Below are 16,147 nucleotides of genomic sequence, written 5' to 3' on the forward strand. Positions count from 1 at the left end.
TCAGGAATCGATAGGCCGACCGCAAGGTCAGGCGGCCATTCTGGCGGACATGACGAACTCCTCGCCCCAGTCGGTACGCTGCACCGGACGCGCCGGACATGCCGGCGCCGCGATCTACCGGGGAAAGCAGCAGATGAACCGAATCTCCCTCGCCGTGCTGGCCACCGGGGCACTGACCCTGACCTTGGTCGGCTGCGGGTCCGACGAATCCGCTGACGCGAGCGGGCTGCGCAAGGGAACGCCCAGCTCCAGCGCGCCCGCCACCACCACCGCCAAGCCCACCACGTCGAGTGCCACGCCCGCCTCGGCCGTGGTGACCGCCGATATCACCTGCGCGCAGTTCCAGACCCTCGACTCCGACGGCGAGAAGAAGGCGATCGAGCTGATCCTCGCCGAGCACCCCGGCGGGGCGTTCGAAGGCAGCCCCAACGTGGCGCTCAGCACCGCGAAGCTGGTCTGCCTCGTGCCGAGCAACGCCGACAAGCCGGTCGCCGACGCCGCCGGGATGAAGCCGTGATCAGCTGATCAACGACTGCCAGTTGGCGGGGACCCGTGCGGCCGGTCCGGGAACGGACTGGTCGGCGGGGTGGCTGGTCGGCGGGGCGAGTTCGGGGCCGTCGCTGTACATCTCACCGCTGGCGAAGTTGTAGAACCAGTCCTCACCCGGTTCGTAGCTCTGCATGAACGGGTGCGAGGTGGCCTCGTAATGCTTCGTCGCGTGCTTGGCGGGGGAGCTGTCGCAGCAGCCGACGTGTCCGCATTCGGCACAGCGGCGCAGGTGCACCCACCAGCCGCCGTTCTCGTCGCACTCGACGCAACCGGCGCCGCTCGGCGGCACGCTGGGATCGATTCCGGCTTCAGCCATCCTGACCTCCTGTAGTTGGTGTGCCCACATCCTCCGCCGCCGGGTGCAACGGCAGGCGCACGATGAACCGCGTGTTGCCGGGTTCTGATTCGACCCGGATGTCGCCGTCGTGCTTGTTCGCCACGATCCGGAACGAGATATCGAGGCCGAGACCCGTGCCGTCGCCGACCGGTTTCGTGGTGAAGAACGGTTCGAAGATGCGACCGCGTACCTCGGCGGGGATGCCGGGTCCGGTGTCGCCGATTTCGACGGCGGCGCAGTCGTTTTCCTTGAAGGTGCGGATCGTCAGGGTGCCCTCGCCGTTCATGGCGTAGACCGCGTTGTCGATCAGGTTGGTCCACACCTGATTGAGTTCGGCGGCGAAGCACGGGATCGGCGGCAGGCTGCGGTCGTAGTCCTTCACCACGCGGATGCCGTCACCGAGTTTGCGGTTGAGCATCACCAGGGTGGAATCGAGCAGTTCGTGCAGGTCGACGACCTGATAGGGCGCGCGATCCATCTGCGAATACTGTTTGGCCGCACCGACGAGAGTGGAGATGCGGGTGGTCGAGTCGAAGATCTCGTTCATCAGCAACTCGGTCTCGATGGTGTAGTTCAGCCAGCGCACCGCGCCCTCGAACACCGGGGTCTCACAGGCCTGCAGCGTCGCGGCGACGCCCTCCAGCCAGTCGGTGTCCAGACCGGCTTGGACGAAGGTCGGCGCCAGATTCCAGCCGTCGGCGATGCCGCGTTCCTCGAACCAATCCGCAAGGGCGTCTTCGCGATCGGCCGCTTCCATCGGGCTCAGGTCGGGTGCCTTGGCGACCTGAGCGGCCGCCTGCTCCTGCATTTCGACCAGCTTCACCAGGGCCTCGGGCGGGAACTTGCCCTCGGCCATCATCTTGAGCTTGTGCCGCATCCCCGCCACGCGTTCGCGCAGCCCGGAGGTGGCGCGTACCGCGGCGGCAGCGGGATTGTTGAGCTCGTGGGTGAGCCCGGCCGACAGCGAACCCAGCGCGAGCAGCCGCTCCCGTTCGGCGATCCGCTGGCTCGATCTGCGCCCGCCGAAGAACGCGCCCTCGAGCAGGTGCACGGCCATCGGGAACCACTCGTGCATGATCCGGGAGAAATCGGCCGCGTCCAGCACCAGGAAGCGGGAGCGGCGCAGCACGTACATCGAGCCGTTGTAGTTCGGATCCGCCTTGTCGCCCAGGTAGGCCGCCCAGGCGCCCGCGTACACCCCGCGATGGTCGGTGCGGTTGGTCTCGATCTCCACGCCGCCGGACAGTTTCGTCAGCCGCACCTCGCCGTCGATCATCACGTAGAAGCAGGTCGCGGGTTCGCCCTCGCGGAACACCGGGCCCGGGTCGACGTACTCGATGCGCCCGATCGAGCACAGCTCGGCGAGCTGGGAATCGTCGAGCTTCTCGAACAGGAACAGGGTGCGCAATTCTTCCGGATCGCAGATCATCGAACCCCCTGTGCAGTCTCTATTGGCATGATCGGGCGGCCTGCGTGGTCACGCTCCGCTACCGCCTCCGGCCGCCGACCTCTCATGCCAGGTACCGGTGGACGAGCATGACCGCCATCGCACCCTCACCGACCGCCGAGGCGACCCGCTTGGCGGATTCGGCGTGCACATCGCCTGCGACGAACACGCCGGGGACGCTGGTCTCGAGGTGCTGGGGTGGGCGCGGCAGTTCCCAGCCGGGTGGTCGGGTGCCGTCGACCATCAGGTCCGGGCCTGCCAGCACGTATCCGGCGGCATCGCGGGTGACGACGCCGTCGAGCCAGCCGGTTTGCGGCGCGGCGCCGATGAACAGGAACAGGCGTTGCGCGTCGACCTTGTCTTCGGTGCCGGTGTTGTTGTCGCGCAGGATGATTCGTTCCAGATGCGTATCTCCGTCGACACCTACCACCTCGGTCTCGGTGTGCACGACGATGTTCGGGATCTCGCTGATCTGCTGAACGAGGTAGTACGACATCGACCGCTCCAGCGAATCGCCCCGAACCACCAGGTGCACGCGACGAGCATTGCGTGACAGGAATACCGCGGCCTGACCGGCCGAATTGGCCCCACCGACGATGTAGACCTCCTGGTCGGAGCACTCGGCCGCCTCGGTCATCGCCGACCCGTAATACACCCCGCGCCCGGTGAATTCGTCCACGCCCGGCGCCGGATGGCGTCGGTAGTCCACACCCGTCGCGATCAGAACCGTATGCGCGCACAGCTTTCCGCCATCGGCGAACCGCACCGTACGCGCCGACCCGTTGACCTCGAGTGCGACCACATCGCGCGTGGTGATGATCTCCGCGCCGAACTTCGCCGCCTGCCTGCGCGCACGATCGGCCAGCTGCGACCCCGACACCCCGTCCGGGAAGCCGAGATAGTTCTCGATCCGCGAGCTCTGCCCCGCCTGCCCACCGGTGGCCGTGCGCTCCACCAGCACCGTGCGCAGCCCTTCCGACGCGCCGTAGACCGCCGCGCCGAGGCCGGCGGGCCCACCACCGACCACGATCAGATCGTAGAAATCCCCACTGGGTTCGACTGTGAGCCCGACGTTTTCGGCCAGTTCACTGTCGGTCGGCTGGATCAGCGCGGTGCCCTCGGCGGTGATCACCACCGGACAGGTCAGGGGATCGGCGCCCGCCGCCTCGAGCAACCGAGTGCCCTCCGGCTCGTCGACCGGGTACCACCGATACGGCAATTGATTGCGCGCCAAGAACTCTCGCACCTGCGAAGACCGCGGCGACCAGCGATCGCCGACCACCTTGGTCTCGTACACCGGCCGCTGCTCGGCACTGCGCCACACGTCGAGCAACCCGTCGATCACCGGGTACAGCTTCTCCTCCGGCGGATCCCACGGCTTGAGCAGATAGTGGTCGAGATCGATCACATTGATCGCGTTGATCGCCGCATCGGTATCGGCGTACGCGGTGAGCAGCACCCGCCGCGCGTACGGGTGCAGATCCATCGCCTGCTCGAGGAATTCGATCCCGTCCATCCCCGGCATCCGGTAATCGGCGATCAACACCGCCACCGGCTGCCCGCGCAGCTTCAACTCCCGCAGCGCCTCCAGTGCCTGCTGCCCCGAGTCGGCCCGCAGAATCCGGTAGTCGGCGCCGTACCTGCGACGCAGATCGCGCACGACCGCCCGGGAAACCCCTGGATCGTCGTCAACGCTCAAAATGGCCGGTTTGGTTACCGAGGGAGTGCTCACCATGTCGAGTATCCCCTGTCTGCCCCCACCGATCCATGTCCACAACACTGGGTCGGGTAATCACCAGGAAGTCTCTACCAAAGGGGCCCGCCCCGATCTGGACTGACCGGAGGGTGCGACGAAGGAGTACCCGGAGGGAGGGAAGATCGGGGCACCGGAGGGCCCCGCTCGAGCGCGCCAGCGCTCCAAAAACACAGCCGTATACAACCCTGTGCGGGTAGTCCTGAGGCGCTACCGAGTCTCAAAGCTGATGATACAGCACCAAATCCAGCTCGGATGGAGTCAGCAATCGTTCGAGGCGTTCCTCGCGTTTGAGGCGGGTGCCGCGTGGCACGAACGCGCTGGGGAGCGCGAAGGCGTCGTCCGGTCCGATGCTCGGCAGGAGCGGGACCTCGTTGATGTGCCTGCGTGGCAGGAGTGAGCGCAGTTTCACGGCCGATCACCTCGGGTTGACGAACGGGAACGCTGGAGGCTGAGCTTCGTCGATCAGCTGAACGTCGGTAGCGAAAAGTTTGCCAGTATGTCCGAGTTGGTGCAACTGGGACAAGGTGGACACGGCGAGCCAACCGCTCGGTGGCCTGCTTCGTCGCAGGCCACCAGGGTTTTGCAAGATTTGCTGATCCAGTTATTTCCAGGCAGGAAGCGCGACAATCTGTGCCGCGTAGGACAGCCCGGCGCCGAAGGCGATCAGCAGCGCGGTGTCGCCCGGCTTCGATTCGCCCTTGCGCAGCAGGGCCTCCATGGCGAGCGGGATCGAAGCTGCCGAGGTGTTGCCGGACTCCTCGATATCGTTGGCCAGCGCGCAGCTCTCCGGTAGCTCGAGCACCCTGGCCATGATCTCGATGATCCGGCCGTTGGCCTGGTGCGGGATCATCGCATCGAGGTCCTCGGTAGTCAGGCCCGCGCGGTCGATCGCCTCGCGGCAGACCTTCTCCAGCGAGTGCGCCGCCCAGCGGAACACCGCGGTGCCCTCCATCGTGAGGTAGGGCCGCACCGCGTCGGTGCCCTTCTCCTCGATCTCGGCGAAGAACTCCGACCAGTCCTTGGACTGGCGGATGGCGTGGTGCTGGGTGCCGTCCGAGCCCCACACGGTCGGGCCGATGCCCTGCTCGGCCGACGGGCCGACAACCACCGCGCCGGCGCCGTCGGCGAACAGGAACGCCGTCGAACGATCGGTGAAATCGATGGCATCGGTGAGCTTTTCGACGCCGATCACCAGCACGTGGTTCGAGGTACCCGCGCGGACCAGGTCCGATGCCATCCCCACCGCGTGACAGAACCCGGCGCAGCCCGCCGAGACGTCGAAGGCGGCCGAGCCGGTCATGCCGAGCTCGGTGGCGATGCGCGGGCCGATGGCCGGGGTGAGTAGCAGGTGCGTCGACGTCGCCACGATGACGCAGTCGATCTGATCCACCTCAACGCCCGCGGCGGCGATCGCGTCGCGCGCGGCGGCGACGCTCATGGATTGGATGGTTTCCTCGGCCGAGGCGAAGCGCCGGGACTTGATGCCGGATCGGGTGAAGATCCACTCGTCGCTGGAGTTGATCGGCCCTGCGACCTCGTCGTTGGTGACCACCCGGGCGGGGCGGTAGACGCCCAATCCGAGGATCGCGGTGTGCTCAGCACCCGTCGTCTGGGCGATTCGAGCAGCCATTGTGCGTCTCCTATGTACCTGTCAACCTGCGGCAGCACCGCTGGGTCTACCCGAACCATCCAAATCAGTCCCTCATCGCCCGTGGCTCGTGTGTGGACAGCATGTGAACGCACAGAAGTGAGGCTTCCTCATGTTATAGACGTGAGGCGTCCTCATGTTAACGCGGATTGGCGAACGATGAGTGTCGATTGTCACAAGCGGATGGGGGTATATCTTGGATACAAGGCGATTGCTCGCCGACCCTTCGAGGGATCGAGGACACCATGCTTGAACTCGGGATCATTGGTTGGATCATCATCGGCGGTCTCGCTGGATGGATAGCGAGCAAGTTCATGAAGACCGACGCGCAGCAGGGCATCCTGCTGAATATCGTCGTGGGGGTAGTCGGCGGTCTCCTCGGAGGCTTCGTGCTGACCCTGTTCAACCGCGATGTAGCGGGTGCAGGTTGGATCTTCAGCTTCTTCACCTGCCTGGCCGGAGCCTGCGTGCTGTTGTACCTGGTGAAGCTGGTCACCGGGCGTAAATCGGTCCACTGACCACAGGTGCTTGCCGCGGGCTTCCCGTAAGGTGTGATCGCTTGTAGTCATCACACGAAAGAGGGAGCCCGTGGCACGCCGCCCCACCCCGCCCGGCACGCCCGATACCACCGGCGTCGGACATGTCGTCGACTTGGTGCGGGCCGCTGTACCCCCACTCCATCCCGCCGGATTGCCGTTCGTCGCAGTGCCGTTGGCGGTGGCTGTCGTCGGCGGCCGCAACAAGTGGATCCGTCGCGCCGGTCTGACCGCCGCCGCCGCATGCGCCGCCTTCTTCCGGCACCCGCACCGCGTCCCACCGAACCGCCCCGGCATCGTGGTCGCGCCCGCCGACGGTGAGGTGGCGCTGGTCGACACCGCCGTGCCGCCCGTCGAACTCGGACTCGGCGATCAGCCGCTGCCGCGCGTGAGCATCTTCCTTTCGGTGCTCGATGTGCACGTGCAGCGCGTTCCGGTGTCGGGCACCGTGCGCGAGGTGCTGCATCAGCCGGGCAAGTTCCTCTCGGCCGATCTGCCGGAGGCCTCCGACGCCAACGAGCGCAACAGCATGGTGATCGACACCGCCACCGGCAAGCAGGTCGTGGTGGTGCAGATCGCCGGACTGCTGGCCCGGCGCATCGTCTGCGATGCCCGCGTCGGCGATGTGCTCACCATCGGTGACACCTACGGTCTGATCCGTTTCGGGTCGCGCGTCGACACGTACTTCCCGGTCGGCACCGAACTGCTGGTCGCCCCCGGGCAGCGCACGATCGGGGCCGAAACCGTCCTGGCTGTGCTGGGATGATCGAACAGGCGCGCTCGGCTCCGCGTAAGCGGCCCCGCTCGGTGCGATTGCTGCCGAGCGTCGTCACGATCCTCGCGCTGTGCGCCGGTCTGTCGGCGGTGAAGTTCGGGCTCGACGGCGAACTCGGCATCTCACTGGCGATGGTCGGCGCGGCCGCCGTGCTCGACACCCTCGACGGGCGCCTGGCCCGCATGCTCGACGCGACGTCGAAGATGGGTGCCGAACTCGATTCGCTGTCCGACGCCATCTCCTTCGGCGTCGCGCCCGCGCTGGTCATCTACGTGACCCTGCTCGACGGTTACAGCGCGGGCTGGATCGTGGCGCTGCTGTTCGCGGTGAGTCTCGTGCTGCGCCTGGCCCGTTTCAACACCCTGCTCGACGACGATTCCCGGCCGAACTGGGCGCGCGAATACTTCGTCGGGGTGCCCGCGCCCGCGGGTGCGTTGATCGCGCTGGTGCCGATCGCGTTGAAGGTGCAGTTCGGCGACGGCTGGTGGGACGGTTTCGCCTTCGTAGCCGCCTGGACCATCTTCGCGGCACTGCTGTGTGTGAGCACGATTCCGACGCTGGCGATGAAGTCGGTATCGGTCGCGCCACAGGCGGCGGCGGGTCTGCTGGTGCTGACCGCGCTCGCCGCCGCGCTGCTCGTGACGTATCCGATCGTGCTGCTGCTGATCCTGGTCGCGCTGTACCTGGCGCACATTCCGTTCGCGTGGCGGTCGGCTCGCTGGGTGGCGGCGCGGCCGGAAACCTGGCAGCACAAGCCCGCTGAGCGGCGTGCGCAGCGGCGTGCACAGCGGAAGATGCCCGCGATCCGTCGGCCTGCTATTCGCGGGTCCGCGCGGTTGCGGTTACGTCGTCCGCGCAACGACGACTGATCAGCGATGGAGCGATCAACGCCCTCACCCGACCACGAGGGTTTTCGGCCGCCTCGGATCCGAGGGGCGAGACGGAACGCCGAAGGCGCAGTATCGCCCCTCGGATTCGAGGCACACGGGGCCGAAAACCCCGCGGCGCCAGCCGCCGATATCACAGAGTTCCTCGAGCATCGGCCTCGGCTGTTCTCACTCGCCTATCGCATGTTCGGGGCGGCGAGTGAGGCCGAGGATGCCGTGCAGGAGGTCTATCTGCGATGGGCGCTGGCCGATCGTGGGGAGATCGCCAATCCTGAAGCGTGGCTGACCACCGTCACCGTGAATCTGTGTCGCACTCAACTCGTTTCGGCTCGGGCCAGGCGTGAGACCTATGTCGGGCAATGGCTACCGGAACCGGTGCCGACCGGTGGTGGCGCGCTCGGTCCGCTGGGGACCGTCGAGGAACGCGAGTCGGTGTCGCTGGCCGTGCTCACCGCGATGGAACGGCTGAGCCCGATCGAGCGCGCGGTGTTCGTGCTGCGCGAGGCCTTCGGTTACTCGCACAGCGAGATCGCGGAGATGCTCGACCTCACCGTGGCCAACTGCCAGCAGATCTTCCATCGGGCCGGTCAGCGAGTGCGGACCGGCAAGCAGCGTTTCGTGGTGTCGGCCGAGCACGCGCGCACGATGATCGAGAAGTTCCTGCAGGCGGCCTCGACCGGCGATGTGGACGGTCTGCGCGAACTGCTCGCCGACGATGTGGTGTCGGTCGCCGATGGTGGTGGCAAGGTTGTCGCGGCCAAGATTCCGGTGGTCGGTGGCGATGTGGTCGCCCGGTACCTGTCCAACCTGCGGCGTTTCCTCGGTCCCACGTCGCGGTTCGAATTCGCCGAGATCAACGGCGACGTCGGGTTGATCTTGATCCAGGACGAGGTGCCCGCCGGTGTGCTCGTCTTCGACTTCAACGAAGCGGGTGTGATCGAGGCTGTCCGCACCGTCGTGAATCCGGTCAAGCTGACGGCCGTCACGGTGTGATGAATCGCGACAGTTCGCACGGTCGAGTACCGGCCGAGTTGGCGCTACGCGGGCGCGAAACAGTGTGATGCAGGTCACTGCGTAGACCTGTCAGGAACTCGAGGGCTGCTCGGTCTGGTGTGTGTAGGCATTGCGAGAGAAGGAGCCACACCATGACCGGTCAGCATCGGATCGTCGTCCTCGGCGCCGGGTACGCGGGACTCACCGCGGCCCGCGCCCTCGCGAAGAAGACTCGCGACACCCAGATCACCGTCGTGGACGGCCGCGCCGAATTCGTGCAGCGGGTGCGTCTGCACCAGGCCGCCGCCGGCCAGTCGGTCAAACGCCTTGACTTGCAGAAGTCGTTGGAGCGCAAGGGCATCGACTTCATCCAGGCGCGGGCCACCGACCTGGACCCGGAGCGCAAGGTCGTCGCCATCGACGGCGAGTGGACGCTGCACTACGACACCCTGGTCTACGCCCTCGGCAGCCAGGCCGACCGCAATGCGGTGCCCGGCGCCGCCGAGCACGCGAAGTTCGTCGCGACCGCCGAAGACGTGACCGAGCTGTCGGGTCAGATCGTGATCGTGGGATCGGGCCCCACCGGCATCGAACTGGCCACCGAACTCGCTGAGTCGCACCCGGATTCGCAAATCAGCCTGCTCGGCTCCGAGGACCCCGGCGCCTGGCTCTCACCGCGCGCGCACCAGCTGATCCGTTCCGCGCTCACCCGGCTCGGCGTCGAAATCCGAACCGGTGTCAAGGTTGTCGAGGTGCTCGCCGATGCGGTCCGACTCGCCGACGGCACCCTGGTCCCCGCCGCAACGACTGTGTGGACCACCGGTTTCACCGTCTCCGACCTGGCTGCCCGTGCCGGTCTCGAGGTCGCCGCCGACGGCCGCATCCGCACCGACGAGACGCTGCGCTCGGTTTCGCACCCCGACATCTACGCCATCGGCGACGCCGCACTGATGGCCGGTGTGGACGGGCGTCCGCTGCGAATGGCTTGTGCGACAGCCATTCCCGCCGGGCAATACGTCGTCGGCGCGATCACGGCACGAGCGAAGGGCCGCGAACCCGAGCCGATGAACGGCCGCTACGTCGCCCAGTGCATCAGCCTCGGCCGCCGTGACGCGGTGTTCCAGGTCGTCAAGGCCGACGACACCCCCACGAACACGGTTGTGACCGGGCGGCTCGGCGCGGTGATCAAGGAACTGATCGTGCGCGGGACTGCGCTCACGGTGGGGTTGCGATAGTTCGCTCGGACTGGCGTAATCACACACTTCGCGGTGTTCGAGTCAGAATTCTGACTGTAGGGCGGCGGAGTGTGTGATTACGCCGGGTCGGTGCCGCTGCGAGGCACGAATGCCGCGCACCATTCACGGAGATGTCCGACCGGCTAGGCGGCGAGTGTGCGTTCAGCACGGTCAGGGGCTGGTGTGCGGTGTCGTGCGTGGCGAATCAGAGTCCGAATCCAGGGCGCGATCGCGATCGCGATGAGCAGACTCAGCCACGGAAGTCTCCACCACCAGCGCAGATCCCGTCCTACCGCCGTCGTCGGCTCGGTCAGCAGGCGGGCCGTCGACGACCACACCACGAACGCGTCCCCGATCGGCATCAGCCCGAAGGCGTACCGCTTGGAGCCGGGCAGGCCGAGTGGAAGTCCGAGCAACTCGCCTTCGGAACCGATCGCGGCCGCCAGATCGCGGTCGCCGTTCACGCGGGCCGCACCTTGGGCGACGACCGTGGCGGACAGGCTGATGCCGGCGATCAGCGGTCCCGAGTCGACATCGCCGCCACCGTCGACCCCCTTCGGATACTCACGAAGCGCGGGCCCGAAACCGCCTGGGTAAGCGACGAATTGTTCGCGATAGAGCGCGTATTGGCTCTTGGCGAAGGCTGGATCGATCTCGGGCAGGAATCGGTGGATCGCCGTTTGCGAGGTTGCCCGTGCGCCGGTCGTCATCGATCCGTCCGCTGGTGAAACCTGATGGGGCAGTAGCCCGGTGGCAGGGTCGAGCCGTGTCTTCGCCTGTTCGAGCCAGCGATCGATCACCGGCGTGTACTTCGCACCGAACAGCTTGTCGTGCAGGCGCAGCGATGCCATGGCGACCGTGGAGTCCACTGGCCAGGCTTGGCCCTGGTAGGCCTGGAGAAACGGCGTTTCGGCTGCGGTGAATGCCTGCGCGATTTCGGAGCTGTGCGTGGAAAAACGTTGTACTTCTTCGGGTTCAGATCTACCAAGGGACAAGATCGCCCCGCGCAACCAGTTCGTCCAGCCCGCCCAGAACACCCCGTACGCAGGCTGCAGACGTGGGCTGAATATCGCCCGCCCCTCGTCGGACTCCAATCGTGTCAGTGCCCACCGTGATTCACGCACCGCCTTGTCGCGTAAAGCTGAATCGGTGTGCGCGGCCTGTACCCATGCCAGGCCGTAGAGCACGTTCGAGAAGATGTACCCCTCCGGAAACAGTTCCTGCGCAGCGGTATCGGAGCCCTCGTCGAGTGAATCGCGTACGAAAGCCAGCTGTCGTTCTGTCGACCCGGGCTGCTCGTCCAGGCCCGGCTGCGGCCACAGCAGTCGCCCGGCGCCGACAAGGCACGCCAACGTCACGACGATCCCCACCACTCGCGGCGCCCAGCGCCGAATTCTCCCCATGGCGACACTCTGCCAGGAATTAACCGTCAACCAACCGTTGACGCCACCGCATCGTCAACCTACAGTTGACGCATGAGCACTCCGAACTTCCGCCTCGACGACCTCATCGACGGCATCAAAAAGGCCCGCCCCGACAACGTCCTCGACCAGCTCTCCGATGCCGTGGTCGCCGCCAATCACCTCGGCGAGACCGCAGACCACCTCATCGGCCACTTCGTCGACCAGGCCCGCCGCTCCGGCGCCTCCTGGACCGATATCGGCGCCAGCATGGGCGTCAGCAAGCAGGCCGTACAGAAGCGATTTGTGCCCAAGGGGCCAAGCGACACCGCCGCGATGGACCCGCAGGCCGGCTTCGCCAAGTTCACCGAACGGGCCCGGCAGGTGGTCGTCGGCTCCCAGGAGGCGGCCCGCTCCTCGGGCAACGGTCAGATCGCGCTCGGGCATCTGATTCTCGGTCTGATCGGTCAGTCGGACGGTCTGGCCGCCAAGGAAATCGTCGCCAGAGGTGTCACGCTGGACGCGGTGCGCGATGTCGCTACTGCCTCGCTGCCCGCCGCCGACGGTGACGTGCCCGCCCTCATCCCGTTCGACGGCGACACGAAGAAGGTCCTCGAGCTCACCTTTCGCGAGGCGCTTCGCCTCGGCCACAACTACATCGGCACCGAACACATCCTGCTCGCGCTGCTCGAGCAGGAGAACGGCACGGGCGTACTCAGCGGTCTGGGCCTTGACAAGGCCGTCGTCGAGGCCGAGCTCGTCGAACTGCTGAATCAGTTCCTGGCTTCGGCGCAGGCGCAGGACTGAGGCGTCAACCTTGCACTCTCACCACCTGAGTGCTAAAAATGACCTGGCACTCGTCACTGTTGAGTGCCAGGTCGGGACGGTGAGATCGGGTTCCATCGACACCCTCGGTCGTCCGTCGCGGGCACCTCCTGGCCAGCGTACTTTGGGGCGATCCAACCTGTGGTCGTCTCGTGTGTCAGCCATAGACATGTGGAGGATCTCAACGCAATGGCCAAGACAATTGCGTACGACGAAGAGGCCCGTCGCGGTCTCGAGCGGGGTCTGAACGCCCTCGCCGACGCTGTCAAGGTGACGCTGGGCCCGAAGGGTCGCAACGTCGTGCTCGAGAAGAAGTGGGGCGCCCCCACGATCACCAACGATGGTGTTTCCATCGCCAAGGAGATCGACCTCGAGGACCCGTACGAGAAGATCGGCGCCGAGCTGGTCAAGGAAGTCGCCAAGAAGACGGATGACGTCGCCGGCGACGGTACGACCACCGCCACCGTGCTGGCCCAGGCGCTCGTACGTGAAGGTCTGCGCAACGTCGCGGCCGGCGCGAACCCGCTGGGTCTGAAGCGCGGCATCGAGAAGGCCGTCGAGGCGGTCACCGCTCGTCTGCTCGACACCGCCAAGGAGATCGACACCAAGGAGCAGATCGCTGCTACCGCTGGTATCTCCGCGGGCGACCCGGCCATCGGCCAGCTCATCGCCGAGGCGATGGACAAGGTCGGCAAGGAAGGTGTCATCACCGTCGAGGAGAGCAACACCTTCGGGCTCCAGCTGGAGCTGACCGAGGGTATGCGCTTCGACAAGGGCTACATCTCCGGTTACTTCGTGACCGATCCCGAGCGTCAGGAAGCGGTCCTCGAGGATCCGTACATCCTGCTGGTCGCGTCGAAGATCTCGACCGTGAAGGACCTGCTGCCGCTGCTGGAGAAGGTCATCCAGGCGGGTAAGCCGCTGCTGATCATCGCCGAGGACGTCGAGGGTGAAGCCCTGTCGACCCTGGTCGTGAACAAGATCCGTGGCACCTTCAAGTCTGTCGCCGTCAAGGCGCCGGGCTTCGGTGACCGTCGTAAGGCCCAGCTGGCCGATATCGCCATCCTCACCGGTGGCGAGGTCATCAGCGAAGAGGTCGGCCTGTCGCTGGAGACCGCTGGTCTCGAGCTGCTCGGCACCGCGCGCAAGGTCGTCATCACCAAGGACGAGACCACCATCGTCGAGGGTGCGGGCGACGCGGAGGCCATCAAGGGCCGCGTGGCGCAGATCCGCGCCGAGATCGAGTCCTCGGATTCGGACTACGACCGTGAGAAGCTGCAGGAACGTCTGGCCAAGCTGGCCGGCGGCGTCGCGGTGATCAAGGCCGGTGCCGCTACCGAGGTCGAGCTCAAGGAGCGCAAGCACCGCATCGAAGATGCCGTGCGCAACGCCAAGGCCGCCGTCGAAGAGGGCATCGTTGCCGGTGGTGGCGTCGCGCTGCTGCAGGCCGCCCCCGCGCTCGACGGCTTCAGCGGCCTGACCGCTGACGAGGCGACCGGTGTCAACATCGTGCGCGTCGCGCTGTCGGCTCCGCTCAAGCAGATCGCCTTCAACGCGGGCCTCGAGCCCGGCGTCGTGGCCGAGAAGGTCTCCAACCTCCCCGAGGGCGAAGGCCTGAACGCCGACACCGGTGTCTACGAGAACCTGCTGGCCGCCGGCGTTGCCGACCCGGTCAAGGTCACCCGTTCTGCCCTGCAGAACGCGGCCTCCATCGCGGCCCTGTTCCTCACCACCGAGGCAGTCGTCGCCGACAAGCCGGAGAAGTCCGCCCCCGCGGGCGACCCCACCGGCGGCATGGGCGGCATGGACTTCTGAGTCCAGCCACCTAGGCAACCAGTTCCACCCGAAGGCCGGTCCACTCGGACCGGCCTTCGGGCGTTTCGGGAGCGAAAACCAGCTGTTCACTGAACTAGTTTCGAACTAGCGTAGGCTGGTGGCATGGCTACTCGCACCTTCCCGTTTTCGACGCTGATCAACAAGCAGACCAGCGTTTTCCCTGCTCTCGCCGACGCCGATGTCATCCTCGAACGCCGGGATGCCGAGAACCTCGTGTTGATGCGCTCGGAGCGGTTCGAGGCAATGGTGAAGGGTCTCGGGCTGGCCGCCCGCTCGCTCGCGATCATCGCGAAGGCGAACCGGCCGCTCGCCGAAGAAGTCTTCGCCGAGGAGCTTCCGTGGCTGACGTGGCTGCCGGCCGAAGCTCGTCCCGAATGCATCAGCGAGCTTCTCGACCACCTCCTCGCGGGCGCCGAAACCGGTCTCCTACTGCCTTTTTCGCGGGCATTACGGGAATGGCAATCGACCGCCGAGATCTACTCCGATCCGGAGCTGGCCCGTCGACTACGCGGTCCGTTCGACACCGAGGACTCGACGGCCGTGCCGCGCCCCGGCGGTGGGGATGCCTGAACTCCGGCGTGGTGACGAGATCCGGCGCCCCACCGGCTGGGTCGTCCGAGCTGTCGACCTGCGGGCTGCCAAGGGATGGGCACAACTGGTGAATCAGGCGCAGACCAATACCGACCGCGCATGGCTGGCTATCACGGCAGACCCGCGCTGCCGGGACGATCCTTCCCGGCAGCATCCTCTGAAGTACGACCTGAGTCGAGTCAAGGTCGACGGATCCGTATTCGAGCAGTGGCAATTCGAGGTGACAGGCGGCGGCCGGATCTGGTACGCCATCGATGACGAGACTCGCACGCTGTGGATCACCCACGTCGGAACCGGCCATCCGAAGCAGACCGACCGTCGCAAGTAGGGCGAGCAGTTTCTGAGTCCAGCCATTCAGGCGCCCAGCTCCATCCGAAGGCCGGTCCGCTTGGAGATCTGCCAGATTCGGACGAGGGTGCCTCGTCGTCGGCTCGCAGCTCAGGTCTCGTGGTCGAAGGCGATGACGAGGTGAGGGCGGACGGGGAGCGGGGCGGGGCTGGTGTTGTTGTGGAGTGCTGAGACCAGCACGCTCAGCTCGGTGGGGTGGATGTCGAGCGTGAGAACGCCTTCATCGAGGCTTACACCCGCGGAGTCGTCGGGGGAGAAGGTGATCGATCGGCCACTGCCGGCGATCGTCAGTGACTTCCGGTGGGGGAGACGGTTGACGAGGGCGTCGGCGATCGCAGGGCAGGCGCTGGCACTGAACCGTAGGTGTAGGGAATCGTTGCGAGACTCCCATGACACCGTCTCGACGCAGAGCATGCCGAGACCGGAGCCCTCGCGTTCGATGCCCGTACGGATGGCCTCATCGACATCGTCGTGTGCGAGCAGGCTGGTTCGGTCGAGGTCGGTGATGTACAGCGGCATATGCGGTGTGACCGCCTCCAGCAGGCCTTGCGTGCGCCAACTTCGCGCCGCGTCGTACTCGTCCAGAGTCAGGCCGACTACCTGGAGGAACTGGAACCGGCCGTTCGGCGAGTCGACCACACCGAGTTCGGGATCAACGGCGAAAGCGAACGCGCGGATGAGCGAATCCTGGCGGTCGAAGTAGATCGGGCCGTTGGCATCGACATGATCACCGGGTTCGAACCAGTTTCCCGAGGAGTAGACGTAGCGCGCCAAATTCTGCAGAAAGCCGATCGGCCATACCGGGGCTTCGTGTTCTTCGGGTCGCCGCATGAGTTTCCTGAGTCAACCCCTACGCTGCAATCAGCTGTTTTTCGGGCTCGTGCCGGGTAGGGTTGTAAGCGGTTTCAGTGCGCCAGCACGCCCAGATGATCCGCAGCCAAGACCGACCCAGGGTGCGCAGGGCGTGTGGGTGTCGTTGCCCGC

Annotated in this window: 17 protein-coding genes; 10 read left to right on the forward strand and 7 right to left on the reverse strand. The window is 66.2% G+C overall.

Annotation, left to right across the window (positions count from 1 at the left end):
* Window positions 1–49: 49 nt before the first annotated feature.
* A complete protein-coding gene (locus ACFWUP_RS10460; protein ID WP_379232837.1) occupies window positions 50–517 on the forward strand; it encodes a hypothetical protein in 468 nt (155 codons plus the stop codon).
* On the opposite strand, the gene ACFWUP_RS10465 is transcribed toward ACFWUP_RS10460, so the two are convergent.
* From ACFWUP_RS10465 to ACFWUP_RS10485, 5 genes are all read right to left on the reverse strand, one after another.
* Window positions 518–865 carry a UBP-type zinc finger domain-containing protein gene (locus tag ACFWUP_RS10465; protein ID WP_379232839.1) on the reverse strand — a complete coding sequence of 116 codons (348 nt, stop codon included), beginning with the start codon at window positions 863–865 and terminating at the stop codon, window positions 518–520.
* Window positions 858–2,315 (reverse strand): ATP-binding protein, encoded by a 1,458-nt coding sequence (locus ACFWUP_RS10470; protein WP_379232840.1) that lies wholly within the window; start codon window positions 2,313–2,315, stop codon window positions 858–860. The genes ACFWUP_RS10465 and ACFWUP_RS10470 overlap by 8 nt, the downstream gene beginning before the upstream one ends.
* An 82-nt stretch (window positions 2,316–2,397) precedes the next feature.
* Window positions 2,398–4,068: an FAD-dependent oxidoreductase gene (locus tag ACFWUP_RS10475; RefSeq protein ID WP_379232842.1), complete on the reverse strand. Its 1,671-nt coding sequence runs from the start codon at window positions 4,066–4,068 to the stop codon at window positions 2,398–2,400.
* Window positions 4,069–4,306: 238 nt separating this feature from the next.
* Window positions 4,307–4,498, reverse strand: coding sequence for a hypothetical protein (locus tag ACFWUP_RS10480; RefSeq protein WP_379232844.1), 192 nt, complete (start codon window positions 4,496–4,498; stop codon window positions 4,307–4,309).
* Window positions 4,499–4,690: 192 nt separating this feature from the next.
* Complete coding sequence (locus tag ACFWUP_RS10485; protein ID WP_379232845.1) at window positions 4,691–5,719, reverse strand: beta-ketoacyl-ACP synthase III; 1,029 nt, start codon at window positions 5,717–5,719, stop codon at window positions 4,691–4,693.
* Between the two features lie 263 nt (window positions 5,720–5,982).
* On the opposite strand from ACFWUP_RS10485, the gene ACFWUP_RS10490 reads away from it, so the two are divergent.
* The 5 genes from ACFWUP_RS10490 to ACFWUP_RS10510 all read left to right on the forward strand — a co-directional run bounded on the left by ACFWUP_RS10490 (window position 5,983) and on the right by ACFWUP_RS10510 (window position 10,163).
* A complete protein-coding gene (locus tag ACFWUP_RS10490; RefSeq protein ID WP_379232847.1) occupies window positions 5,983–6,255 on the forward strand; it encodes a GlsB/YeaQ/YmgE family stress response membrane protein in 273 nt (90 codons plus the stop codon).
* 70 nt (window positions 6,256–6,325) lie between these two features.
* On the forward strand, window positions 6,326–7,039 hold the full coding sequence (locus tag ACFWUP_RS10495; protein WP_379232848.1) for a phosphatidylserine decarboxylase: 714 nt from the start codon (window positions 6,326–6,328) through the stop codon (window positions 7,037–7,039).
* A complete protein-coding gene (locus ACFWUP_RS10500) occupies window positions 7,036–7,917 on the forward strand; it encodes a CDP-alcohol phosphatidyltransferase family protein (protein ID WP_379232850.1) in 882 nt (293 codons plus the stop codon). The genes ACFWUP_RS10495 and ACFWUP_RS10500 overlap by 4 nt, the downstream gene beginning before the upstream one ends.
* A gap of 201 nt (window positions 7,918–8,118) precedes the next feature.
* On the forward strand, window positions 8,119–8,928 hold the full coding sequence (locus tag ACFWUP_RS10505) for a sigma factor-like helix-turn-helix DNA-binding protein (protein ID WP_379232852.1): 810 nt from the start codon (window positions 8,119–8,121) through the stop codon (window positions 8,926–8,928).
* Between the two features lie 152 nt (window positions 8,929–9,080).
* Entirely contained in the window at window positions 9,081–10,163 is a 1,083-nt protein-coding gene (locus ACFWUP_RS10510; RefSeq protein ID WP_379232854.1) for an NAD(P)/FAD-dependent oxidoreductase, read from the forward strand.
* A gap of 143 nt (window positions 10,164–10,306) precedes the next feature.
* On the opposite strand, the gene ACFWUP_RS10515 is transcribed toward ACFWUP_RS10510, so the two are convergent.
* A complete protein-coding gene (locus ACFWUP_RS10515) occupies window positions 10,307–11,566 on the reverse strand; it encodes a hypothetical protein (RefSeq protein ID WP_379232855.1) in 1,260 nt (419 codons plus the stop codon).
* Window positions 11,567–11,638: 72 nt separating this feature from the next.
* On the opposite strand from ACFWUP_RS10515, the gene ACFWUP_RS10520 reads away from it, so the two are divergent.
* The 4 genes from ACFWUP_RS10520 (at window position 11,639) to ACFWUP_RS10535 (ending at window position 15,143) form a co-directional block, all read left to right on the forward strand.
* Window positions 11,639–12,370, forward strand: coding sequence for a Clp protease N-terminal domain-containing protein (locus tag ACFWUP_RS10520; protein ID WP_379232857.1), 732 nt, complete (start codon window positions 11,639–11,641; stop codon window positions 12,368–12,370).
* A gap of 207 nt (window positions 12,371–12,577) precedes the next feature.
* Complete coding sequence (groL, locus tag ACFWUP_RS10525; RefSeq protein ID WP_379232859.1) at window positions 12,578–14,203, forward strand: chaperonin GroEL; 1,626 nt, start codon at window positions 12,578–12,580, stop codon at window positions 14,201–14,203.
* Window positions 14,204–14,326: 123 nt separating this feature from the next.
* Complete coding sequence (locus ACFWUP_RS10530) at window positions 14,327–14,794, forward strand: hypothetical protein (RefSeq protein WP_379232861.1); 468 nt, start codon at window positions 14,327–14,329, stop codon at window positions 14,792–14,794.
* Complete coding sequence (locus tag ACFWUP_RS10535) at window positions 14,787–15,143, forward strand: hypothetical protein (RefSeq protein WP_379232863.1); 357 nt, start codon at window positions 14,787–14,789, stop codon at window positions 15,141–15,143. The genes ACFWUP_RS10530 and ACFWUP_RS10535 overlap by 8 nt, the downstream gene beginning before the upstream one ends.
* Before the next feature lie 110 nt (window positions 15,144–15,253).
* Here ACFWUP_RS10535 and ACFWUP_RS10540 read toward each other — a convergent pair whose 3' ends face one another.
* Complete coding sequence (locus ACFWUP_RS10540; RefSeq protein WP_379232864.1) at window positions 15,254–15,994, reverse strand: suppressor of fused domain protein; 741 nt, start codon at window positions 15,992–15,994, stop codon at window positions 15,254–15,256.
* Window positions 15,995–16,147 lie beyond the last annotated feature (153 nt).

The organism is Nocardia sp. NPDC058658 (assembly GCF_042716665.1).
Taxonomy (GTDB): Bacteria; Actinomycetota; Actinomycetes; order Mycobacteriales; family Mycobacteriaceae; genus Nocardia.